This window comes from Streptomyces ziwulingensis (genome assembly GCF_039542605.1).
Classification (GTDB): Bacteria; Actinomycetota; Actinomycetes; order Streptomycetales; family Streptomycetaceae; genus Streptomyces; species Streptomyces ziwulingensis.
Window position 1 is genome coordinate 40977 of record NZ_BAABIG010000084.1, and the last position, 20893, is coordinate 61869.

Here is a 20893-nt window from a genome sequence, read left to right on the forward strand (position 1 = left end):
TTCGGCGGCCGCCGGTCTGTAGTGCGCACATGTCCCCTGGCGAGATCGCTCGCGGTTTGCCGCGGTGCCGAAACCGGGCGGGGCGGACGGCTATCCGGACGTCTCGGTCCGCTCTGCCCGGGAGAGCGCCGATCCGGGATGGCTGGCCGCCGTGCGCAGAAGCGCCTCCGCGTCCGCGATGGCCCGTTGTTCGTGCAGCATCAGGGCTGCCCGCATCACGTCTCGGTCGTTGCGGTCGCGCGCGTAGATGTGCACGAGGTTGTCGGCCAGCTCGTCCTGCTCCCGCGTCCGGAGCAGTGTCACCAGCGAGGCCGTTTCCGCAGGCGTGTAAGCCTCCGCTGTATGCCGCAGCAGCGCGAGGATGCTGTCCGGCCGGCCGCCGCGAAGCAGTTCTTCAGCGCGGAGGCCGACGTTCCGGGCGGCCGCCGTTTCGTTCCCGCTCTGTTGCCGGTCCTCTTGTTGGCGGGGGACCGGCAACAGAGTTGCGGTCTGTGCCGCTCGCCGACCTTCTTCCTGGCCGGCTTCGGTAACCGGCTGAGCGGCTCTGGCCAGTCGCGCCTCCCGCTTCAGCGCCGAGACCCGCTGCCGGGATTCGAGCAGTTCTCTGGCTCTCTCCTCCGCTGTCCGCTCAGACCTCTCCCGATCCTCTTGCATGGCCTTGAGCTTCCGTCCTGCGGCATGTACTGCCTCTCTGTGCCGTGAGCAGTTGCCGCATCGTTCCTGCTCGGCGTTTGCGCGTAGTTCCAGGAGTGCTTCCCTGGTGATGCCGAGGTTCTGACCGCCCCCGGCGTCGCGGCAGGCGGTATCGAAGATGAAGGCAGTCACCTGCTCCGCCGGGACGTGCTGGCCATGGAGGTATCGCGTCAGTGCGCTCTCGCTGACGTTCAGGTACTTGGCGGCCTGGCCCTGTGTGGGGTGGGCAGGAGTCTCCCCGTTCGGGGCGGTGACGGCCAGGTGGCGGCAGATTCCTTGCAGTGTCTTGGCCAGCCGCCGCTTGTCTGGCAGGACATCGGCGTCGAGGTCCTTCTCCGTCCACGCGAACGGGCGGCGACTGCTGCTGCGCGCTGTCATGGTGACAAACCTCCGCATTTGGAGACGAGATGGCCATCCGTGCCGTCAGTCGGCGACGTTGTTCATCATTGTGCCGGAGGTCAACGGGGTGTCGCCTGGCGGTTTTTGCGCTTTCTCTTGCTAGTTGGTGCGCAAGTTGCATCGAGAGCGCCCAAAGCGGTTTCGGTGTGCCACGCTTTAGCTGTCAGCCGCGAATGGTGCGGGGGGCGACGGAGGCGCATATCCGCGAATGGTGCATTTATGTCATTTCGTGCATTGTGCGGCAGGCCGTCTAAATTGTGTGCGTTTTTATGGGAAGGGGACCCATCATGACGTTGCCGTCTTGGCAGGAGACCAGTGTCGGGAACCACAAGCTGGGGAGCATGGCGAGGGCTGCTCTCTGGCTGATTCAGGTGGTCGGGGAGACCAAGATCTTCACCGTGGCCGATCTGCGCGAGGCTTTTCCGGACGTCGCGCAGATCGACCGGCGCATGCGTGGGCTGCGTGACTACGGCTGGGAGATCTCGACGGCCCGCGAGGACCCGGAACTGCTCCCGCAGGAGCGCCGGTTCGTGACGCGCGGCAAGGACGTGTGGGTGCCGGGCCAGGCGAAGGGCCCGAGCCACAAGTCGAGCATCACCAACGCCCAGCGGGCGAAGGTGATGCAGGCTGACGGTCACCTGTGCCGTACGTGTGGCATCGCGGCCGGCGAGGCTTACGAGGACGGTGTCACGCAGGCGGTGCTCAACGTCGCCCGGCGGCAGGTGACGCTGACGGACGGCAGCGTCACGCACCAGATGGTGACCGAGTGCCAGCGGTGCGGTCGGGGCACCGTGGACCGGTCTGTGCACCTGCCGCAGGTGCTTTCCCGGATTGAGTCGCTGGCGCCCCTTGAGCGGAGCGTACTGAGCGGCTGGGTGAAGAACGACCAGCGCACTTACAGCTCGCTGGAGGTGCTGTGGGGCATGTACCGGACCCTGCCGGACGAGTCCCGCAGGACTGTGGCTGATGCTCTTGACGGTACGGACCACTGAGACAGGACGGGACGACGATGATGCGCGAGTTTTCGGCCCCGCCGCGGGCGGCCGAGTTCAGTGAACTGATCAGCAAGAAGGTTGAGGAGGTCAAGGCGTCCGGCGGTACCCGGGAGACCGTGACTGTCGACTGGAACGGGCAGCAGGCCCATGTCGAGGTGATCGACCTGCCGCTTGGCAGCCTGTTCTACAACCCCAGCACCCACCGGATCCGGGCTCAGCGCAGCCACGACCCCGAGCGGGAGGCAGCGCTGGAGAAGGATCCGTGGAGCGCTGAAAGTCAGGACTACCTGCAGTTCCTGCTCAAGGCGTCCCCTGCGGACCCGAACCTCCGGGACAAGGAGTTCGACCCTCTCAAGGAGAGTCTTGACCAGTTCGGGCAGACCGACCCCGGTCTGGTCACCCGGACCGGAGTGCTGGTCAATGGCAACACCCGGGCTGCCGCGCTGCGTGAACTCGGAGCGCAGTCGATGCGGGTCGGTGTGCTGCCGGCATCGTTCACTTGGGCCGATATCAACGCCGTCGAGCTGTCCCTGCAGCTCCGCAAGGACCACCGGCGTGACTACTCCTACATCAACCGTCTCATCGCAATGGAAGAACAGGCGGCGCTGGGCCGTACGCCGGAGCAGATTGCCAAGGTCTTCCGGATCCAGGTCCGTACTTATCACCAGGAACGCTGGATTCTGAGCACGATTCGCGAGTTGAACGAGCGCAGCCGTACTGGCGGTGGCAACGGGCTGCGTCTTGTGGACTGGGAGGGCGCACAGGAGCGGCTCAAGGAGCTGCACCGGCTGTACGTGAAGCTGGAGACGGTCGACCGTGATCAGGCGGAGGTGCTGAAGGAACTGCGCCTGGCCGCGATCTTGCTCAAGTTCTCCAAGACGGATGTCCGTCACCTCAACGAGGCGTTCCTGAGCGAGGGGCTTGAGCAGCGGCTGATCAGGGGGGGTGCCAGTGGGGCTCAGCCGCAGTCGGTCTCTATCCCTGGACTCGGTCTGGAGGTGCCTGCGGCTTCCTCGGCTGTCGCCGAAGCGCGTGCGATGAACGACGAGATCCTTCGGGCCGCCGCAGTGGTGAGCAGTGAGACGCCGGCCATCGGAGATGAGGGCAAGGCCGCCGCGCAGGACGTTCTCGACAGCGCTCAGGCGGCGTTCGACGGGGCCATCGAAGCGGCCGGCCGCAACGCGCGGCTGCGCAAGCGCAAGCAGCTCGCCCCGGCCCGGCTGGCCGAAGCCTGCGCGAGCATCGACCAGTGTGTGAGTGACCTGGTGCAGGCGCGTACCTCCCGCAGTCTGGACGAGGAGGCGTTCGACGATGCGGTGGTCAAGCTGCGCGGCAGTCTGCTGAAGCTTGCCCAGCAGGCCGGCCGCGGGCTGCCGCAGCCCGGAGACGGCGTGGCCTGGCTGCTGGAAGCGGTCTCGGCGGAGGGTTCCCGGTGAGCGGTACCGGCAGCGAGAAGTCACTGCGTCTCGGATTTGATGAAACCCGGACCCGCGTCGTCCTGCGAACCACGGAATCGTTCCAGCAGGAGCTGGTACAGCTCGCCGCCCGGTTCCGTACCGGCGGCCAGCTCGGTCCGCTGAGCGCCTCGGTCTCCCTGGACGAACTGCTCGCGGACCTCGGCCTCCTCGGCACGTGGTCTGACCCTAACGGCGTGGAGTGGGCTGACGACCTGCGGGACCTCGTGTCCGGAGTGGTCCAGGACGCGCACACCGTCCAGCAGCGGCTCGCGGGGAGGCAGACGGCCGGCGAGGTCGCGCCGGATGACGTGGTCGCTCTCCTCGGCGAGACCTGGCAGGGCGAACTCAGCGAGTTCCAGCGCCGGGACATCGCGAAGCTCCTGTCGCTTCAGCACGGAGCCAACTTCAGCGTGCCCGGCGCGGGCAAGACGCGGGTCGCGCTCGCTGTGTACGCGGCACAGAAGGCCGCTGGGCGGGTGTCCCGGCTGCTCGTTGTATGCCCCAAGTCAGCTTACGAGTCCTGGCGTTACGAAACCGCTGGGTGCCTCAGCCACCCTCTGCGCATCAACGTCCTGGATGGGTCACTGGACCAGTGGGCCGAGGTGCTGGTGGTGAACTACGAGCGCCTCGACCGGTCCCTGCCGATGCTGGCTGGCTGGCTCAAATCAGGACCATCCATGATCATCCTGGATGAGGCGCACCGAATGAAGCTGGGGGCGCGGGGTACGTACGGGGCGGCCTGCATGGCGCTGGGACCGCTGGCCGCACGCCGGCTGATCCTGACCGGCACGCCAGCCCCTAATGGTTCGAGGGACCTGGAAAACCTGCTGGGCTTCGTCTGGCCGGGGCATGGCCAGCGGACAGTAGTCCAGGCGGTTGCCGGAGGAGATCTCGCGCACGCCAGCTCTGTCCTTCGGCCGCTGTTCACCCGCACGACGAAGCAGGAACTGGGCCTGCCGCCGGTGCAGTTGGGGCTGCGCTTCGTTGACATGCCGCCACTGCACGAGGAGATTTACACGTCTCTGGTGAGTGGCATGAACAGCGGGTCGGCGCGCGAGGACCTGAGTTCCCTCGGGAAGACGGCTCTCCGGCTTCTCATGGCCGCTACCAGCCCAGCCCTGCTTCTTGAGGGCGGCAGCCGCTACGAGCCGCTGGCGTACCAGTTGCCTCCGATGGATATCCCTGACGGGAGTTCGCTGTACTCGCTCATGCAGAACCTTCCGGACTACGAGCTTTCACCCAAGTACAAGGAAGCCGTGGCGATCATCGCGGAGAACGCCGCCCAGGGCCGGAAGACGCTGGTCTGGACGACGTTCGTCAGGAGTCTGACCACGCTGGAACGCATGCTGGAGAAGTACAGCCCGGCTGTCGTCTATGGCGGCACCCCTGACCGGGAGGAGCAGATCCGCCGGTTCAGGGAGGACCCGGCGTGCATGGTGCTTGTCTCGAACCCGGCCACTCTTGGCGAGGGAATCAGCCTGCACCATGTCTGCCACGACGCGATCTACGTGGACCGTGACTTCATGGCGGGCCGGTTCCTGCAGAGCCTGGACCGGATCCACCGTCTTGGACTTCCTCCCGACACGGAGACGCGTGTGACGGTCCTGGCGGTGCGGAATTCCATCGATGAGGTGGTGGCCGACCGCCTGGAGCGGAAGCTGGAGTTCATGGGGCGCATCCTGGACGATCCCACCGTGCAGCAACTCGCCGACCTAGAGGAAGAGCCGTCGGTCGCGGCCGGCCTGGCGCCGAGCGACATCGAGGCACTGCTGAGTCATATGGGAGGTCGCTAGGACTGGCGGCGTACTGCGGACCCGGCGGGACTACCCTCTGCGGTGTGTCCTCCGAAGCCGAATGGGAGGCCCCGGAGGGATCCTGGGCTTCGTCCGCAGCACGCCGCCGCAACATGCAGGCGATCCGCAGCCGTGACACGAAACCGGAGATCCTGATCCGGCGCCTCGTACATGCCGCGGGGCTGCGCTACAGGGTGGCTGCCCGCCCGCTTCCCGACCTTCGCCGGACGGCTGACTTGGTCTTCCGTCCGGTGAGGGTCGCGGTGTTCATAGATGGATGTTATTGGCACGGCTGCCCCGAGCACTATGTCCCTCCCAAAACGAATTCTGGGTATTGGTCGGAGAAGGTCCTTCGTAATGTGACGCGAGACCGTGACACTGACAAAAGGCTGAGGGAAGCAGGTTGGCTGGTGCTCCGCTTCTGGGAGCACCAGCCGTCAGACACCTGTGCCGACGTAATCGCTGCGGCGGTACTGGCTCGGCGAGGTCCGGAGCCTGCTCGTGGGGACTGAGATCTCCATCTGCTGCGGAGTTTTGTCGACCAAGGGGAGCGTGCTCTGCGGTTCCATCTCGTACATGCTGATGAGATCGTCACGGTCTTCAGGACGCAGGACTGCCGCAATCGCCCGCCCGACAGCTTCTGCTACAGGCGGAGGGAAGGCATTCCCTACCTGGCGGTAGCGAGCGGTCTTCCTTCCCTGGAATTTCCAGTCCTGCGGAAAGCCTTGGATGGCAGCGGCCTGGGTGACGGTCAGCATGGGCCCCGCTGGCCGGAACAGGTCACGTTCCGGGACGCAGTCTCCGGGGTCGTTGGCGATTCCCATGCCGTCGATTCCCAGCTCAGCCCAAGCGCGCTTGGCTCTAGTGGGCCCCAAGTCGGCGCCACCGTGCTTCCTTGAGCCGCCAACGAGAGTGGGGGCGACAGTTTTGCCCGCTACTGAAGCGCGAGTGATTCGCCTCTTCCAGTCCTCGAATACGGTTTGACCTGTCGCTTCTCCGGGCTTCGCGGGTTTTCCGTGCTCGTTCTTGTCCCAGAACTGCTTGCAGCGGAGTAGCATGCTGCTTTCGAGTTTCTCGAAGGCCGAGACTTCGCCACCCTTTATTCTTGTCGGCCACTCGAATTCAGGTCCGCCCGGCGTCATTGCATCTTTGTGGATCGCCACGAGGATAGCGCGCGGCCGAAGCTGTGGAACTCCGTAGTCCCTTGCGTCAACTCGACGCCAAACCTTCCGCATAGCCACGTCCTGAACGCTGGCTGGCTGAGTAGGGTCGATATTGGGGACTAGATATCCAAAGCCTCGCAAGGTGTCGAGAATCGAATTTCGATAATCAATGAAGACTTCCGGAGGTTCGAGAATGCCCCGAACGTTCTCGATCATTACTGCCTTGGGCCTTAGGGCGTCAATAATGTCGAGTGCTGCCGGGAAAAGGTCGCGCTCGTCCTCGGGGCCGAGTCTATGCCCTGCCAACGAGAACGGCGGGCACGGAACCCCGCCTGCCAGTAGATCAAGTTGCCCTGGCTCCAGATTCAGGCTCTTCCGCACGTCGGAGTCCAGGAAGTCTTTAACATCCATCGGACGGATGCCGTCGGCCTTCTCCCGGTCCCAGCCAGGCCAATCACTGACATTGGCTTGCAGGGTGGATACGGCGTGCGCGTCCCACTCAACAAGGGCACGGTGGTCGAAACCCGCGTTGTGCAGTCCGACGGCTTGTCCTCCGGCACCCGCGCAGATCTCGATCGAAGTCAGTGGCCGGGCGAACTCTGGGCGCTGCTGGCCGCTGGGGGGCATGCCGCTCCTCCTGATTGCTTGATCCACGAGAGAGAAAGTGATCACTCACGATCTCTCGACCTCAAGAGTCTCGCACTACTCAGACTCCCCGTGAGCATCAGGCATGAGGCGGTCTATTCCTCACACTGGATCGGTACCCTAACGTCCCTCCAGCCCGACCTGAAGCACAGTGGCCATGTCACGTCGAGCGCCGCCTGACAACCAGTGGCCGCAACGTCACATGGCAAGTGATCTGCGGGTCACTCCCCGTGACACCCCGCGTAGGTCTCCCCCGACCCACACCAACACCCCGCCCCCCGCTGCGGCGGCCAGCTCACCGCTCGTCCACGGGCACCCAGCGTCGTCGCGTACTGCGGCAGCAGTGTCGGGTCGGCCGGGGATGTGCTCTCCGAGGCGGCGAAGGCCTCGTAGGAAGGGACTGTGCCCTGGACGATGCCCAGGTGGCGGGCGCCGGCGGAGGCCAGTTCTCGTAGGGCCGTCTCTATTGAGGTGACGTGTTCCTCGTAGGAGGGGTACTCCGCGGTGAGGGACGGGTACGCGGCGAGGAGTTCGGTCAGTTCGGTGGCGGGCCAGTGGAGCATGGCGACCGGGAACGGGCGGGAGAGGGCCTCGCGGTAGGCGCCGAGTTCGGCGCGCAGGCGGAGGATCTCGGCCTGGAGGTCGGCGGGGTTGTCCGAGCCGAGGGACCAGACGCGGCCCGGGTCGTGCAGCTCGTCCAGGGAGATCGGCATCGTGTGCAGTGTGTCGGCGAGGGTGTCCCACTCGTCGTGGGCCAGGCCCAGCATGCGGCGTACGCGGTGGCGGCCGTAGAGCAGGGGGTGCGTCGCGTACGGGGGCTCGGCGGCGTCCGTCACGAGCAGGCGGGCGCCCTCCGTGAACGTGTCGTGGGCCGCCTCCAGCTCGTCGTGGGCCTCCAGGGCCTCCGCGACGATGACCCAGGGCGCCGGGTCGTGCGGGGCCGCCGCGCGGACGCCGTCGATGATGGCCCTGGCCTCGGCCTCATGGTCGTACTCCCACAGGTTCGACGCCTTCAGGGCGCGTACCAGGGACGGGTTCTCCAAGCTGCCGGCGCCCTTGGGGGAGGAGAGCAGGCGGTCGTAGAGCTTGGTCGCGGCGGGGCGGTCGCCGGCCAGCTCCAGGTGGGCCGAGGCCCGTAGCAGCAGGGCTTCGGCGTCCTCGGGGTACAGGCCGGCGGTCCGCTCCAGGCGTGCCGCTTCGGCGGTGTGGTCGACGTTCTCGGCAGGCGTGTCGGGGCGCATGGGTGACACCGTACTGCCGCCCGGTGACAAAGGTGAGAAGCCGGTCGGGGTACGGCCCTCCGGCCCGCGCCAGGCCTCCCCACCTGGGGTGCGTCCGCCGCGGTCACCTCGCCTCGGCGGGCGACGGTGTCGCCGTACCGCCCTCGCATTCGCCCGCCCCCGTGGCCGCCGTCGGCTCCGCCGCCGCCCACCACCGGCCCAACCGGTCCTGTATAACCGTCAGAAGAGGATCGTGCGAGCGGTCGAGAGCGGTTGAGAGCGATCGGGAGGGGGAGGGGGGCTGTGGTGACGACGCGGCGCTGGGCGCGGTTGCGGATCGCCGCGCTGCTGTTCTTCCTTTCGCTTCCGTTCCTCCAGCTCGCCCTGCTCGACGCGGGCGGCCTCTCCGTGACCGTCGCGCTCGCCGCGACCGCCGTCGCCGCCACCGCCGCGGCCGGGTCCGCGCTCGTCCTGTGCGCCCTGATCGGCTCGCGCTGCGCGCCCGCCGTGCCGCCCACCCGGGTGCGTACCGCCCTGCGTGACCGCGACCGCCGTACGGCCTTCCTGTCGCAACGCGACCCGGACGCCGCGGGGCGCCGCCGCCCCCGAGCGCCGGGGTACGCCCTGCCGGCGACCACCGCGTAGGGCACGTCTCCCGTACCCGTACGTGACCCCGCGCGGGTCGTCCTGCCGCCTTCCCGTCATCACGTATGACCCGGCACGACGAGACCCCCGGAGGGCTCCTCACCCATGTCTGTAACCATGTCTGTACCCATGTCCGTTTCCGTGAGTTTCGCCGGTTTCGCGAGTCTGGTGGACGGGCTCGCCGATTTGATCAGGCCGCTGTTCGGCGCCGGTGCCGCGGCCGCCGCCATCGTTCTGTTCACCGCGCTCGTACGACTTCTCGTCCATCCCCTCTCCCGGGCCGCCGCCCGGGGGCAGAAGGCGCGTCTCGCGCTCCAGCCGAGCATCGCCGAGCTGCGCCGCAAGCACGCGCGCGACCCCGAGAAGCTCCAGCGGGCCGTACTGGAGCTGCACGCGCGGGAGAAGGTCTCGCCGCTCTCCGGATGTCTGCCGAGCCTGTTCCAGCTCCCCGCCTTCTTCCTCCTCTACCACCTCTTCTCCAGCTCCTCGATCGGCGGGCAGGCCAACACGCTCCTCTCCCACCAGCTCTTCGCCGCCCCGCTCGGCGGGCGGTGGGCGGACGCGCTCGGGGACGGCGGGCCGGCCGGGGGCGCGGGGCTGGTGTACGCCGGGCTGTTCGTGATCGTCGCCGCCGTGGCCGCCTTCAGCTACCGCCTCACCAAGCGGAACATGGCGGCGCAGGCGACTCAGGCGGCGCAGGGGGCTCAGGCGGCGCAGGGGGCTCAGGCGGCTCAGGTGGCCGCGTTCACCAAGGTGACGCCCTTCCTGTCCTTCTTCACGCTCGTCACCGTAGCCGTCGTGCCGCTGGCCGCCGCGCTGTACGTCGTCACCAGCACGACGTGGAACGTGGTGGAGCGGGCCGTGCTGTACAGGTGAGCCGCGTTGCCGTGCCGCCGGGGTCCGCGCACGGCTGCTCCGGCCCGGTTACGGTCCAGTACGTGAACCGGGTATTGCGGAGCGGAACCTCACCTTGGAGGATCGACCAGTCCTCCGATGGTTGGCCGGCCCGCCGCACCCGGGTCGGTCCCTTCCGTCAGTGGGCTGCCCGCGACCGAGGGAGACAGAACATGAAGCTGCTGCGAGTCGGTACGGCCGGGGCGGAACTGCCCGCGCTGCTCGACGCCGACGGCACCCTGCGCGACCTGTCGGGCGTGGTGACGGACGTCGACGGGACGCTGCTCGGCGACGAGGCGGCCCTCGCCCGGGTGCGGGCCGCCGCCGAGGGCGGAGAGCTGCCCGTGCTGGACGGGACCGGACTGCGGATCGGGCCGCCGGTGGGCCGGATTGGCAAGATCGTGTGCATCGGGCTGAACTACCACGACCACGCCCGTGAGGCGGGGGCCGAGCCGCCCGTCGAGCCCGTCGTCTTCTTCAAGGCGCCGGACACCGTGGTCGGGCCGGACGACATCGTGCTCGTGCCGCGCGGGTCCGCCAAGACCGACTGGGAGGTGGAGCTGGCGGTCGTGATCGGGCGTACGGCCCGCTACCTGGAGTCGGCCGAGGAGGGGCTCGCGTGCGTGGCCGGGTACGCGGTCGCGCACGACGTCTCCGAGCGGGAGTTCCAGATGGAGCGCGGGGGCACCTGGGACAAGGGGAAGAACTGCGAGACGTTCAACCCGCTGGGGCCCTGGCTGGTGACGGCGGACGAGGTGCCCGACCCGCAGCGGCTCGCGCTGCGGCTGTGGGTGAACGGTGAGCTGCAGCAGGACGGGTCCACCGCCGAGCAGATCTTCCCGGTCGGGGAGGTGGTGCGGTACGTCAGCCAGTTCATGGTGCTGCGGCCGGGCGACGTCATCAATACGGGGACGCCGGCGGGGGTGGCGATGGGGCGGCCCGAGCCGAAGCCGTATCTGCGGGGCGGAGACGTCGTGGAGCTGGAGATCACCGGGCTCGGGCGGCAGCGGCAGGAACTGAAGGACGCGTGACGCTCCGCTGAGGTTGGGGCGCCTTGAGGGGGTGGGGCGCGGGGGTCTTCGGCGGCTGACGGTGAGGTGTGGCTTGTCGCGCAGTTCCCCGCGCCCCTTCAAGGCCACTTTCCCGCGCCCCTGACGGGCCAGTTCCCGCGGCCCTGGCCCCTGGCGGGGCGGTTCCCCGCGGCCCTGGTGGTCTCAGCTCAGGAGTGCGGCCAGGCGGCGCCAGCCCTCCCTCGGGAGGGCGGTCGTCGGGCCGTCCTCGACCACCTGGAGGGCGACGTGGTCGGCGCCGGCGTCGAGGAACTCGGTGACGTGGCGGCGGATCGTGTCCTCGTCGCCCCAGCCGAAGACCGCGTCGATCAGGCGGTCGCTGCCGCCGTCCGTGACGTCCTCGTCGGTGAAACCGAGGCGGAGGAAGTTCTTGGTGTAGTTCGGCAGTTTCAGATAGTTGGCCAGGTAGGCGCGGGCCGTGGCGCGGGCGCGGGCGGGGTCGGATTCGAGGACGACCTTGAACTCCGGGGCCAGCAGCGGGCCGTCACCGAGGGTCTCGCGGGCCTTCGCGGTGTGCTCGGGGGTGACGAGGTACGGGATCGTGCCCGCCGCCCGGTCCCGGGACAGCTCCAGCATCTTGGGGCCGAGCGCGGCCAGCACGCGGCGGTCGGCCGGCAGCCCCGTGCGGTCGAGTTCGTTCAGATGGGCGACCATCGTGGAGTACGGCTTCTCGTACCCCTTCACCATCGGGCCGTGGCTGACGCCGAGGCCGAGCAGGAAGCGGCCCGGGTGGGCCACCTCCAACTGGGCGAAGCGCGCGGCCGTCGCCGACGCCTCGTGCTCCCAGATCGACTGGATGCTGGTGCCGACGACGACCCGCGAGGTCGCCTCGATCAGCGGGGCGGCGTCCTCGGCGGAGGTGTTGCCGCCCAGCCACAGGGCGCCGAATCCGAGTCGCTCCAACTCCGCCGCCGCCTCGGCGCGTTCCCCGGCGCCGGCCGGGTCCCCGCCACGCAGTCCCACGCTCCAGATTCCGTACCGTCCGACCGAGTCCTTCAGCGCTGCGATGGTGTCGTTCATCGGTTCCGATCCCTCCGGTGGGGCGCCGTGATGATCTCTGTTGTACCGCGTGCCAACGGACACCGGCCCGTACAGACTCCCAGCGGTGCGGCCGAACGGGTGGTCCGATCTTCCACACGGCAGGACTTCAGGACTTCAGGGGTTCAGGACTTCAGGGGTTCAGTACGTCAGGACTTCGCGATGTTCAGGAAGCGCTCCAGCGTCTCCACCACCAGTTGGTGGTCCTGGAGTTGGGGCAGGCCGGAGACGGTCACCGCGCCGATCACACCCGCGCCCTCGACGTGGATCGGGAACGAGCCGCCGTGCGCCGCGTAGCGGTCCGGGTCCAGGCGGGAGGACGCCTCGAACGTCGAGCCCTTGGCCCGGAAACGGGCGCCCACCAGGTACGACGCCGAACCGTACCGCTCCACCACCCGACGCTTGCGCGCGATCCAGATGTCGTTGTCCGGGCTGGAGCCGGGCAGGGCCGCGTGGAAGAGCTGCTGGCCGGCCCGGTGGATGTCGATCGCCACGGGGGCCTGCCGCAGCCGGGCCCGTTCGACCAGGAGGGAGCCCAGCGCCCACGCGTCGTCGTAGGTGAAGGAGGGGAGGACCAGACGGCGTTCCTCCGCCTCCAACTCCGCGACGGTGGGGCCCGGTTCGGTGGTCTTGCTCGGAGTGGGTGCCTGCTCGCGCCGGGTCACAGGGTCACCGCCACACCGTCTCGGGCCGAACGGCGGGCCGCTTCCAGTACGTCCAGGGCGGCGGCGGCCTCCCTGGCGTCCACCGGGTTGGGGCCGCCGTCCCGCAGCGCCTTCGCCACCGCCGCGTAGTAGGCGGGGTAGTCACCGGGCAGGGTCGGCTCGACGCGTCCGCCGCCGGTCAGCGGGGACTCCCCGGCGCCGACGCGGCCCCACAGCGACTCGTCCTCCTCGCCCCAGCCGCGGCCGGGTCGCTTGCCCTCACGCAGGGCGGCCTCCTGCGGGTCCAGGCCGTACTTGACGTAACCGGCCTTCGAGCCCAGCACCCGGAAGCGGGGGCCGAGCTGGGCGGTGGTCGCCGAGGCGTAGAGGTGGGAGCGGACGCCGCTCGCGTGCGTCAGCGCGATGAACGTGTCGTCGTCGGTCTCGGCGCCCTCGCGGCGCACCACCGCCTCCGCGTACACCCGCGTGACCGGGCCGAACAGGACCAGTGCCTGGTCGACGACGTGGCTGCCGAGGTCGTACAGCAGACCTCCGATCTCTGCCGGGTCGCCGGACTCGCGCCAGCCGCCCTTGGGCTGGGGCCGCCACCGTTCGAACCGCGACTCGAACCGCCATACGTCGCCCAGGGCGCCTTCGGCGAGCAGCCCCCGCAGGGTGAGGAAGTCGTTGTCCCAGCGGCGGTTCTGGAAGACGGAGAGGAAGAGGCCGCGCTCCTCGGCGAGGGCCGCCAGCTCGCGCGCCTCGGCCGCCGTGCCGGCGAGCGGCTTGTCGACCACGACCGGCAGGCCGGCCTTGAGGGCGGCGGTCGCCAGCGGGACGTGCGTCTTGTTCGGGGAGGCGAGGACGATCAGGTCCAGGTCGCCGGCCCGGTCGAACAGGTCGTCCGGGCTCGCGGCGACCCGTACGTCCGGGAACTCGGCGCGGGCCTGCGCCTGCCGCTCCGGGTTGGAGGTGGCCACCGTGTCCAGGGTGAGCCCCTCGGTGGCGGCGATCAGCGGGGCGTGGAAGACGGACCCCGCGAGGCCGTAGCCGACGAGTCCGACGCGCAGCGCACCGGTGCGCCGCGCGGTGCCGGGAGGAGTGTCAGTCGTACCAGTCATACGTCTACTTTGGCAACGCTGTTGCCAAAGTGCAAGCAGGAGCGAGAATGGCGGCGTGAACAGGACGGACGGCGACGCAGACGGCAAGGACGGCAAGGACGGCAAGGACGGCAAGGACGGCAAGGACGGCAGCGGGACCGGGAAGGGGGCCGGGAGTGAGGGCGGCGGGGCGAATCGGGCGGCCGGCGTCAATCTGCTCGGCCTGCGCCACCACAACACCGCCCTCGTGCTGGACCTGCTGCGGACGGCCGGGGCCGAGGGCATCAGCCGGCTGGAGCTGGCCGAGCGGACCGGGCTCACCCCGCAGGCGGTCAGCAAGATCACCGCCCGGCTGCGGGCGGACGGCCTCGCCGCGGCGGCGGGGCACCGGGCGTCCACCGGCGGCAAGCCGCGCACGCTGCTGCGGCTGGTGCCGGCGGCCGGGCACGCCGTCGGCGTCCATCTGGACCGCGACGAACTGCGGGCGGTGCTGGTCGACCTCACGGGCACGGTGGTGGGGGAGCGGCGGGCACCCCTGGACCTCGGCGCGGGAGCCGAGACCGTACTGACGGGACTGGTGCGGGAGGCGGAAGCGCTGGTCGGGGAGGCGCTGGTGGGGGAGGCGCTGGTGGGGGAGGGACCCCGGCCGGGCGGGGGCAGCCGCGCCCCGCTCGCCGCGGCCGCCCGTACCCATGCCCACACCCACACCCATGCCCGCACCCCTGTCCGCACCCCTGTCCACACCGGCGCCCACGCGCCTGCGTACGCCCCCACCCTGCTCGGCCTCGGGGTCGCGCTCCCCGGTCCTCTCGACCATGCCCGGGGGGTGCTGCACCGGGTCACCGGTTTCCCCGAGTGGGACGGGTTCCCGCTGCGGGACGCGCTGGCCCGGCGGCTGGGGGTGCCGGTCGTGGTCGACAAGGACACCAACGCGGCGGCGCTCGGCCTCGCGGTCGGCGGCGAGCGCGGCTCCTTCGCCTACCTGCACCTCGGTACGGGGCTGGGGGCCGGGCTCGTGTTCGGCGGGAGCGTGCACCGCGGGCCGCGGACCGGGGCGGGCGAGTTCGGCCACCAGGTCATCCAACTCGACGGGCCGCCCTGCACCTGCGGGGCGCGCGGCTGCGTGGAGGCCCTGTGCCTGCGGGCCGTGGACCGGGGTGACGTCGCCGAGGCGGCGCGCGTACTGGGCGCGGGCGCCGCCAACCTGGTCGGACTGCTCGACATCGACCTGGTCCTGCTCGGCGGCCGGACCGTCACCGCGACACCCGAGGAGTACGTGCACGGGGTCGGCGCCGTCCTGGCGGCCCGCGCCCGGCGCGAGGGCGGCGGCGAGACGCCGGTCCCGGTACGGATCGCCCCCGGCGGGGCGCGCGCCGTGGCCGAGGGCGCCGCCCAACTCCTGCTCGCGCCCCTCTTCGGACGCGGCGAGGCGTGAGCGCCGGTCACAGCGGTCACGGCGGTCACGGCCGTCACGGCAATCGCGGCGCTTGCGTCGGTTCCGTCACGCCCACCGCCTCCACTCGCCTCCCTCCATGGAGGGCATTCCTGCGGCCGTCCGGAGGAGCGGACGGCCGGGACGACGACCGGGACCGCACCCACCCGGCATGCTCATGTGTTCATGCGACTGTGTACGCCCGCGTCCCCCTGCCTGATGGCGGCAGCCGCCCTTCTCGCCGCGTCCGCGCCCGCCCCTGCCCTGGCATCGGCGCCGGGCTCGGCGGAGATGCGGACCCCCGCCGTGACGGCCGCCCCCGATCCCGCCCCTGCCTCCGACCCCACCCCTGAACCCCTGCCCGCCTGCACCGCCGCCGAGGACCACACCTTCCCCCTGACCACCCGCCTCCACGGCGGGCCCGCCGGTTACGAGGCCGGGGGTGGTTACGGGACCTGGTACATCGACCTCACCAACACCACCGACCGCACCTGCGCCGGCATCCACCCCGTCGTCGTCCTGGTCGACGAGCGGCGCGCGCTGACGCCCGCACAGCCGAAGCTGGAGTTCTACGACGACGACAGCGGCGGCGGCAGCCCGCACCCGGTCCGGCTGAAGGCCACCGACGCCGACGAGCTGATCGGGGTCCTGGCCGCCGACGACGGCGGCTTTCCCGGCTTCACGGTCGGGCCCGGCCGGACGGTCAGCGTCAAGGTCCGGCTCGCGGTCACCTCGGACGCGGGGCCCAACGACGTCACCGCCGTCGCCGCCGTCGTACAGCGTCGCGGCGGTGACGGCGAATGGGTCGGGCAGTCGAACGACTACCGGTTCCGGATCGCGGCGGGCGAGACGGGCGAGACGGGCGAGACGGGCGAGACGGGCACCGGTACCGACACCGGAGCCGACAGCGGTACCGACACCGGGCCCGGTACCGGAACCGACAGCGGGACCGGGGCGAGTCCCGGTCCCGCCGCCTCCTCCGGTGTGCTTCCCTTCGCCGACGAACTCGCCGGTACCGGGCTCGGCCGGACGTACGCCGTTCTCACGGCCGGTGCCCTGCTCGCCGCCGCCGGGGCCGGCGCCGTACTGCTGGTGCGCCGCCGCCACCGCTGACGGACGGCGCCTCGGTCACTGCTTCGGGTCCTGGTGGAACTTCGAGGTCGACCAGAAGTAGCCGAGGACCGTGAGGCCCAGGCACCAGGCGACGGCGAGCCATCCGCTGTGGCCGATCTCGCTGCCGAGCAGCAGCCCGCGCAGGGTCTCGATGGCCGGGGTGAACGGCTGGTACTCGGCGATCGGCTGGAACCAGCCCGGCATCGACTCCAGCGGGACGAAGGCGCTGGAGAGCAGCGGCAGCAGGATCAGCGGCATGGCGGTGTTGCCGGCGGCCTCGGCGTTGGGGCTGATCAGGCCCATGCCGACGGCGATCCAGGTCAGCGCCAGGGCGAACAGGGCGAGCAGGCCCAGCGCGGCGAGCCATTCCAGGGCGGTGGCGTCGGTGGAGCGGAAGCCGATGGCGAGGCCGACGGCGCCGACCAGGACCACGCTGGCGACGGACTGCAGGACGCTGCCGACGACGTGTCCGATGATCACCGAGCCGCGGTGGACGGCCATGGTGCGGAACCGGGCGATGATGCCCTCGCTCATGTCCGTCGCGACGGAGACGGCGGTGCCGATCGTGGTGGAGCCGATGGTCATCATCAGGATGCCCGGGACGAGGAACGCGACGTACTCGGCGCGGTCCGCGTCACCGCCGCCGATGCCCGCGCTCATGGTGTCGCCGAAGATGTACACGAACAGCAGCAACAGCATGATCGGCGTGAGCAGGAGGTTCAGGGTGAGGGAGGGGTAGCGCCGGGCGTGCAGCAGGTTCCGCCGCAGCATCGTGGAGGAGTCGCGTACGGCGAGGGAGAAGGTGCTCATCGGGCGGTCTCCTTGGACTGGTCGTTCTGACGGGGGATGTCGGCCGTGCCGGTCAGGGCGAAGAAGACGTCGTCCAGGTCGGGCGTGTGCACGGTGAGTTCGTCGGCCTCGACGCCGGCCGTGTCCAGGCGGTCGAGTACGGCGCGCAGAGCGCGCTGGCTGCCGTCGCTGGGGAGCTGGAGCGCGAGTGCCTCGTCGTCGCGGACGGTGTCGCCGAGGGCGGCGGCGGCCGCGCGGTAGGCGGCGGGGTCGGCGAAGCGGAGGCGGACGTGGCCGCCGGGCACGATGCGCTTGAGTTCCTCGGCGCTGCCCTCGGCGGCGATCCGGCCGCCGTGCAGGACGGCGATGCGGTCGGCCAGCTCGTCCGCCTCCTCCAGGTACTGGGTGGTGAGGAAGACGGTGACGCCGCCGGTGACGAGTTCGCGGATGATCTGCCACATGTTGTGGCGGGAGCGGGGGTCCAGTCCGGTGGTCGGCTCGTCCAGGAAGATGATCCGCGGTGAGCCGACCAGGGTCATCGCGATGTCCAGGCGGCGCTTCATCCCGCCGGAGTAGGTGGACGCGGGCTTCTTCGCGGCCTCCACCAGGTCGAAGCGCTCCAGCAGTTCGGCGCTCACCCGCCTGCCCTCGGCGCGGGAGAGGTGGTGCAGGTCGGCCATGAGGAGCATGTTCTCCTCGCCGGTGATCAGGCCGTCCACGGCGGAGAACTGGCCGGTGACGCCGATCGCGGCCCGCACGGACTGCGCGTCGCCGGTGAGGTCGTGGCCGCCGACGCGGATCTCGCCCGTGGCGGGGTCGGGGGAGACGAGGGTGGAGAGGATCTTCACGACGGTGGTCTTGCCGGCGCCGTTCGGCCCGAGCAGCGCGAACACGGAACCCGCCGGGACGGCCAGGTCGACGCCGTCGAGGACGGTCTTGTCGCCGTAGGACTTGCGCAGTCCGGTGGCGGAGATGGCCAAGTCGGTCATGACAGAGGCTCCTTGAAGGCTGCGGACGGAGGGTGGGGACGACGGCCGGAGAGGGAGGCTGGAGAGGGAGGCTGGAGAGGGCGGAGACCGCGCGGCCGGCGCAGACGGTCAGAGGCTGCGGGCGCTGATGTCGCCGTGGCCGGTGGTCGCGTGGAGGGCCAGGCCGTGGGTGGCGCCGGTGTTCTTGAGCGCGTTGTGGACCCGGCCGTGACCGGTGCCGGCGTCCAGGGAGGCGGAGACCCCGTGGGCGGCACCGACGGTGATGTTCCCCATCTGGGTGTTCAGCGTGAGCGTGCCGCGCACGGCCTCGACGATGTTCAGGTCGCCCTTCTGGGTGCTGATCTCACCGGGACCGTTCAGGCGGCCGATCGTGATGTCGGCGTCGAGGCCGGTGAGGCGGGCGCTGTCGGCCTCGTCGAGCTTGATCGAGCGGTGGCCGCCCTCGAAGGTGACGTCGCCGAGCCGTCCCACGCCGCGGAGTTCGGCGGCGGCGGCCTTCGCCTCCACCCGGGAGCCGGCGGGCAGCCTGACGGTCACCTCGATGGCCCCGGAGGGACCGAGCAGCCGGTTCTTCGCCGCCGGGACCTCGATCCGCAGGACACCGTCGGCGTAGGCCACCTCGGTCTGCTCCGCCATTTTCACGTCCCGGCCCTTGGCGGGGTCGGCGGGCAGTACCTCGACCGTGGTGTCGGCGCGGTCGGCGGCGATGAACCGGATCTGCCCGGCGGGGATGTCGAGGAGGGCCGAGACCGGGGCGGGGGTGTCGAACGTCTGCATCGTGCGCTCCTTCGGACCGTCGTTTCCGTTGATGGAAAAGCTACGTTGCGTTTGTGGAAGTGGCAACGGACGCGTTGCATACGAAGCACATCACCGCAGGTGGAAGGCTATTATTCGTTGCAATGGGATGGGATCTAATGCAATAGAACCCATGCTTCCGTTGCAATGGATGAGAAGTGAACGCTATGCTGTGAGCGTCAGGCGTCCTCGTGGGCGCCGAGGGGTCACGGCGAGTGCACATGACACGGCAAGCACATATGAGGGGGATCGCGATGCCGGGAGGCAGGCTCACCCAGCAGGAGCGTCAGCGGATCGCGCTGGGGCTGGCCGACGGGCTCGCCTACGCGGAGATCGCCAGGGGTCTCGACCGCCCCACCTCGACGATCACGCGCGAGGTGATGCGCAACGGCGGCCCCACCGCCTACCGGGCCGACCTGGCCCACCGCGCCACCGAACGCCGCGTCCACCGGCGCAAGCAGGCCGCGCCCCGGGGGCCGGCGGCGGCCGGGCGGCACGACGGACGCGACCCCGAGGCCGTACGCGACTACGAGGAGGCGTTCACCACCGTCTTCATGGAACAGGGCCTGTCCAAGATGACGGCCCGGGTGCTGGTGTCCCTCTTCACCACCGACGCGGGCAGTCTCACCGCGGCCGAACTCGTCCAGCGTCTCCAGGTCAGCCCGGCCTCCGTCTCCAAGGCGGTCGCGTTCCTGGAGAGCCAGGCCCTCATCCGCCGGGAACGCGACGAACGCCGCCGCGATCGCTACTTCGTCGACGGCGACGTCTGGTACCAGTCGATGATCGCCAGCGCGCGGGCGCACGCCCGGCTCATCGAGACCGCGCGGCAGGGGGTCGGCATCCTCGGCCCCGGCACCCCGGCCGCCGCCCGCCTGGAGAACATCGCCCGCTTCGTGGACTTCGTCGCGGAGAGCATCGTCCGCGCCGCCGAACAGGCCCGCGAGGTCCTTTACACACCCACCGCGACGGACCCGCGAGCGGACTGACGGGCGAGGGCCCCGCCCCGCGCGAGCCCGTCACCCCCGTCCGCGAACCGTCTGCGAACCGTCCGAGAACCGTCTGCGAACCGTCCGCGAACCCGTCCGTGAACCCGTCCGTGAACCGTCTGCGAACATCCTCGCGTGGACTACCCGAACGACCAGGCCCCCGGCGCCCCCGTCCGCGCCGGCATCCCGGAGCACGGCCGCGTGCCGAAGTACTACGCCGTGAAGGCGGAGATCGACCGGCTCGTCGGCGAGCTGGGCGAGGGCGCCCCGATCCCCACCGAGCGCGACCTCTCCGAGCGGTACGAGGTCGCCCGCGAGACCGTCCGGCAAGCGCTGCGCGAACTGGTGCTGGAGGGCAAGCTGCGCCGGCAGGGCCGCGGCACGGTGGTCGCCGGTCCCAAGCTGGAGCAGCCGCTCTCGCTGGCCAGCTACACCGAGGGGGTGCGCCGCCAGGGCCGTACCCCCGGCCGCGCGCTGGTCACCCTCGACCGGTTCCCCTGCCCCGAGGCGCTCGCCGCCGAGACCGGTCTCAGCCGCGGCGAACCCGTCTGGCACCTGGAGCGCGTGCTGCTCGCCGACGACGAGCGGGTCGGCCTGGAGAGCACCTACGTCTCCGTGGCCCGGCTGCCCGACCTGGACACCGCCTTCGACCCGGACTCCTCCTTCTACGCCCACCTCGCCGGGCGCGGCATGGCGTTCGGTGAGGCCGACGAGCGGATCGAGACCGTGCTCGCCACCCCGCGCGAGGCCCTCCTCATCGGCACCCCGCCGGCCCTGCCGATGCTGCTCATCCACCGCGTCTCCCGGGACACCGGCGGCCTGCCCCTGGAGCGGGTGCGCACCCTCTACCGGGGCGACCGGTTCTCCTTCTCCGCCCGGCTGCGCGGCTGAGAGCGCCCGGAAGGACCGTAAAGGAAATGGTTTCTCCCCGCTTCTACCTCACCCCCGCATGATCACGAATAGATAACGGGTCTAGCCCAAAAGTGATGCCCAGTTCACGCTTTCGTTGACGGCCGGATTTCTCCGGTTCCCC

General features: G+C 70.1%; 20 protein-coding genes. 11 read left to right on the top strand and 9 right to left on the bottom strand.

From position 1 onward, the window contains the following. Nucleotides 1–90: 90 nt before the first annotated feature. The gene (locus ABEB00_RS31875; protein WP_345624168.1) at nucleotides 91–1071 is read right to left on the bottom strand and encodes a hypothetical protein; all 981 of its coding nucleotides are present in this window, start codon (nucleotides 1069–1071) and stop codon (nucleotides 91–93) included. Nucleotides 1072–1433: 362 nt separating this feature from the next. Between ABEB00_RS31875 and ABEB00_RS31880 the strand changes: the two genes are divergently transcribed. From ABEB00_RS31880 to ABEB00_RS31895, 4 genes are read left to right on the top strand one after another with little or no spacing between them, the layout of a single operon-like run. Then, complete coding sequence (locus ABEB00_RS31880) at nucleotides 1434–2084, top strand: hypothetical protein (RefSeq protein ID WP_345624169.1); 651 nt, start codon at nucleotides 1434–1436, stop codon at nucleotides 2082–2084. A 17-nt stretch (nucleotides 2085–2101) separates the two neighbouring features. Beyond that, on the top strand, nucleotides 2102–3523 hold the full coding sequence (locus ABEB00_RS31885; RefSeq protein WP_345624170.1) for a ParB N-terminal domain-containing protein: 1422 nt from the start codon (nucleotides 2102–2104) through the stop codon (nucleotides 3521–3523). Beyond that, nucleotides 3520–5337 carry a DEAD/DEAH box helicase gene (locus ABEB00_RS31890; RefSeq protein ID WP_345624171.1) on the top strand — a complete coding sequence of 606 codons (1818 nt, stop codon included), beginning with the start codon at nucleotides 3520–3522 and terminating at the stop codon, nucleotides 5335–5337. The genes ABEB00_RS31885 and ABEB00_RS31890 overlap by 4 nt, the downstream gene beginning before the upstream one ends. Nucleotides 5338–5381: 44 nt before the next feature. Beyond that, nucleotides 5382–5849, top strand: a complete 468-nt coding sequence (locus tag ABEB00_RS31895; protein ID WP_345624172.1) for a very short patch repair endonuclease — start codon at nucleotides 5382–5384, stop codon at nucleotides 5847–5849. Here ABEB00_RS31895 and ABEB00_RS31900 read toward each other — a convergent pair. Then, nucleotides 5775–7127, bottom strand: coding sequence for a DNA cytosine methyltransferase (locus ABEB00_RS31900; RefSeq protein ID WP_345624276.1), 1353 nt, complete (start codon nucleotides 7125–7127; stop codon nucleotides 5775–5777). The genes ABEB00_RS31895 and ABEB00_RS31900 overlap by 75 nt on opposite strands. Nucleotides 7128–7366: 239 nt before the next feature. Then, nucleotides 7367–8386: an SEC-C domain-containing protein gene (locus ABEB00_RS31905; protein WP_345624173.1), complete on the bottom strand. Its 1020-nt coding sequence runs from the start codon at nucleotides 8384–8386 to the stop codon at nucleotides 7367–7369. 282 nt (nucleotides 8387–8668) lie between these two features. Here ABEB00_RS31905 and ABEB00_RS31910 point away from each other — a divergent pair, with 282 nt between their 5' ends. The 3 genes from ABEB00_RS31910 to ABEB00_RS31920 all read left to right on the top strand — a co-directional run bounded on the left by ABEB00_RS31910 (nucleotide 8669) and on the right by ABEB00_RS31920 (nucleotide 10935). Continuing rightward, nucleotides 8669–9010: a DUF6412 domain-containing protein gene (locus tag ABEB00_RS31910; RefSeq protein ID WP_425586607.1), complete on the top strand. Its 342-nt coding sequence runs from the start codon at nucleotides 8669–8671 to the stop codon at nucleotides 9008–9010. A 129-nt stretch (nucleotides 9011–9139) separates the two neighbouring features. Then, nucleotides 9140–9886 carry a YidC/Oxa1 family membrane protein insertase gene (locus tag ABEB00_RS31915; RefSeq protein ID WP_345624174.1) on the top strand — a complete coding sequence of 249 codons (747 nt, stop codon included), beginning with the start codon at nucleotides 9140–9142 and terminating at the stop codon, nucleotides 9884–9886. Nucleotides 9887–10077: 191 nt separating this feature from the next. After that, nucleotides 10078–10935, top strand: a complete 858-nt coding sequence (locus ABEB00_RS31920) for a fumarylacetoacetate hydrolase family protein (protein WP_345624175.1) — start codon at nucleotides 10078–10080, stop codon at nucleotides 10933–10935. A gap of 183 nt (nucleotides 10936–11118) precedes the next feature. Here the strand turns inward: ABEB00_RS31920 and ABEB00_RS31925 are convergent, their stop codons facing one another. The 3 genes from ABEB00_RS31925 to ABEB00_RS31935 form a co-directional block, all read right to left on the bottom strand. Continuing rightward, nucleotides 11119–11994: an LLM class F420-dependent oxidoreductase gene (locus tag ABEB00_RS31925; protein ID WP_345624176.1), complete on the bottom strand. Its 876-nt coding sequence runs from the start codon at nucleotides 11992–11994 to the stop codon at nucleotides 11119–11121. A gap of 167 nt (nucleotides 11995–12161) precedes the next feature. Then, nucleotides 12162–12677: a heme-degrading domain-containing protein gene (locus ABEB00_RS31930; RefSeq protein ID WP_345624177.1), complete on the bottom strand. Its 516-nt coding sequence runs from the start codon at nucleotides 12675–12677 to the stop codon at nucleotides 12162–12164. After that, complete coding sequence (locus ABEB00_RS31935) at nucleotides 12674–13777, bottom strand: Gfo/Idh/MocA family oxidoreductase (protein ID WP_345624178.1); 1104 nt, start codon at nucleotides 13775–13777, stop codon at nucleotides 12674–12676. Before ABEB00_RS31935 ends, ABEB00_RS31930 begins: the two co-directional genes overlap by 4 nt. Before the next feature lie 55 nt (nucleotides 13778–13832). Between ABEB00_RS31935 and ABEB00_RS31940 the strand changes: the two genes are divergently transcribed. Further along, the gene (locus ABEB00_RS31940) at nucleotides 13833–15191 is read left to right on the top strand and encodes an ROK family transcriptional regulator (protein WP_425586608.1); all 1359 of its coding nucleotides are present in this window, start codon (nucleotides 13833–13835) and stop codon (nucleotides 15189–15191) included. 216 nt (nucleotides 15192–15407) lie between these two features. Continuing rightward, a complete protein-coding gene (locus ABEB00_RS31945; RefSeq protein WP_345624179.1) occupies nucleotides 15408–16301 on the top strand; it encodes a hypothetical protein in 894 nt (297 codons plus the stop codon). 15 nt (nucleotides 16302–16316) lie between these two features. Here ABEB00_RS31945 and ABEB00_RS31950 read toward each other — a convergent pair whose 3' ends face one another. The 3 genes from ABEB00_RS31950 to ABEB00_RS31960 all read right to left on the bottom strand — a co-directional run bounded on the left by ABEB00_RS31950 (nucleotide 16317) and on the right by ABEB00_RS31960 (nucleotide 18856). Next, nucleotides 16317–17111, bottom strand: coding sequence for an ABC transporter permease (locus tag ABEB00_RS31950; RefSeq protein ID WP_345624180.1), 795 nt, complete (start codon nucleotides 17109–17111; stop codon nucleotides 16317–16319). Then, entirely contained in the window at nucleotides 17108–18079 is a 972-nt protein-coding gene (locus tag ABEB00_RS31955; RefSeq protein WP_345624181.1) for an ATP-binding cassette domain-containing protein, read from the bottom strand. Before ABEB00_RS31955 ends, ABEB00_RS31950 begins: the two co-directional genes overlap by 4 nt. A gap of 108 nt (nucleotides 18080–18187) precedes the next feature. Next, entirely contained in the window at nucleotides 18188–18856 is a 669-nt protein-coding gene (locus ABEB00_RS31960; RefSeq protein ID WP_345624182.1) for a DUF4097 family beta strand repeat-containing protein, read from the bottom strand. A 272-nt stretch (nucleotides 18857–19128) separates the two neighbouring features. On the opposite strand from ABEB00_RS31960, the gene ABEB00_RS31965 reads away from it, so the two are divergent. Both ABEB00_RS31965 and ABEB00_RS31970 read left to right on the top strand, forming a co-directional pair. Continuing rightward, on the top strand, nucleotides 19129–19860 hold the full coding sequence (locus ABEB00_RS31965; protein WP_345624183.1) for a GbsR/MarR family transcriptional regulator: 732 nt from the start codon (nucleotides 19129–19131) through the stop codon (nucleotides 19858–19860). 135 nt (nucleotides 19861–19995) lie between these two features. Then, nucleotides 19996–20751 carry a GntR family transcriptional regulator gene (locus tag ABEB00_RS31970; RefSeq protein WP_345624184.1) on the top strand — a complete coding sequence of 252 codons (756 nt, stop codon included), beginning with the start codon at nucleotides 19996–19998 and terminating at the stop codon, nucleotides 20749–20751. Nucleotides 20752–20893 lie beyond the last annotated feature (142 nt).

Bases quoted from the DNA above. Each gene is read 5' to 3' on its own strand.
- ABEB00_RS31875 (WP_345624168.1), bottom strand. From the start codon at position 1,071: ATGACAGCGCGCAGCAGCAGTCGCCGCCCGTTCGCGTGGACGGAGAAG.
- ABEB00_RS31880 (WP_345624169.1), top strand. From the start codon at position 1,434: ATGGCGAGGGCTGCTCTCTGGCTGATTCAGGTGGTCGGGGAGACCAAG.
- ABEB00_RS31885 (WP_345624170.1), top strand. From the start codon at position 2,102: ATGATGCGCGAGTTTTCGGCCCCGCCGCGGGCGGCCGAGTTCAGTGAA.
- ABEB00_RS31900 (WP_345624276.1), bottom strand. From the start codon at position 7,127: ATGCCCCCCAGCGGCCAGCAGCGCCCAGAGTTCGCCCGGCCACTGACT.
- ABEB00_RS31905 (WP_345624173.1), bottom strand. From the start codon at position 8,386: ATGCGCCCCGACACGCCTGCCGAGAACGTCGACCACACCGCCGAAGCG.
- ABEB00_RS31915 (WP_345624174.1), top strand. From the start codon at position 9,140: ATGTCCGTTTCCGTGAGTTTCGCCGGTTTCGCGAGTCTGGTGGACGGG.
- ABEB00_RS31920 (WP_345624175.1), top strand. From the start codon at position 10,078: ATGAAGCTGCTGCGAGTCGGTACGGCCGGGGCGGAACTGCCCGCGCTG.
- ABEB00_RS31925 (WP_345624176.1), bottom strand. From the start codon at position 11,994: ATGAACGACACCATCGCAGCGCTGAAGGACTCGGTCGGACGGTACGGA.
- ABEB00_RS31935 (WP_345624178.1), bottom strand. From the start codon at position 13,777: ATGACTGGTACGACTGACACTCCTCCCGGCACCGCGCGGCGCACCGGT.
- ABEB00_RS31945 (WP_345624179.1), top strand. From the start codon at position 15,408: ATGGCGGCAGCCGCCCTTCTCGCCGCGTCCGCGCCCGCCCCTGCCCTG.
- ABEB00_RS31950 (WP_345624180.1), bottom strand. From the start codon at position 17,111: ATGAGCACCTTCTCCCTCGCCGTACGCGACTCCTCCACGATGCTGCGG.
- ABEB00_RS31955 (WP_345624181.1), bottom strand. From the start codon at position 18,079: ATGACCGACTTGGCCATCTCCGCCACCGGACTGCGCAAGTCCTACGGC.
- ABEB00_RS31960 (WP_345624182.1), bottom strand. From the start codon at position 18,856: ATGCAGACGTTCGACACCCCCGCCCCGGTCTCGGCCCTCCTCGACATC.
- ABEB00_RS31965 (WP_345624183.1), top strand. From the start codon at position 19,129: ATGCCGGGAGGCAGGCTCACCCAGCAGGAGCGTCAGCGGATCGCGCTG.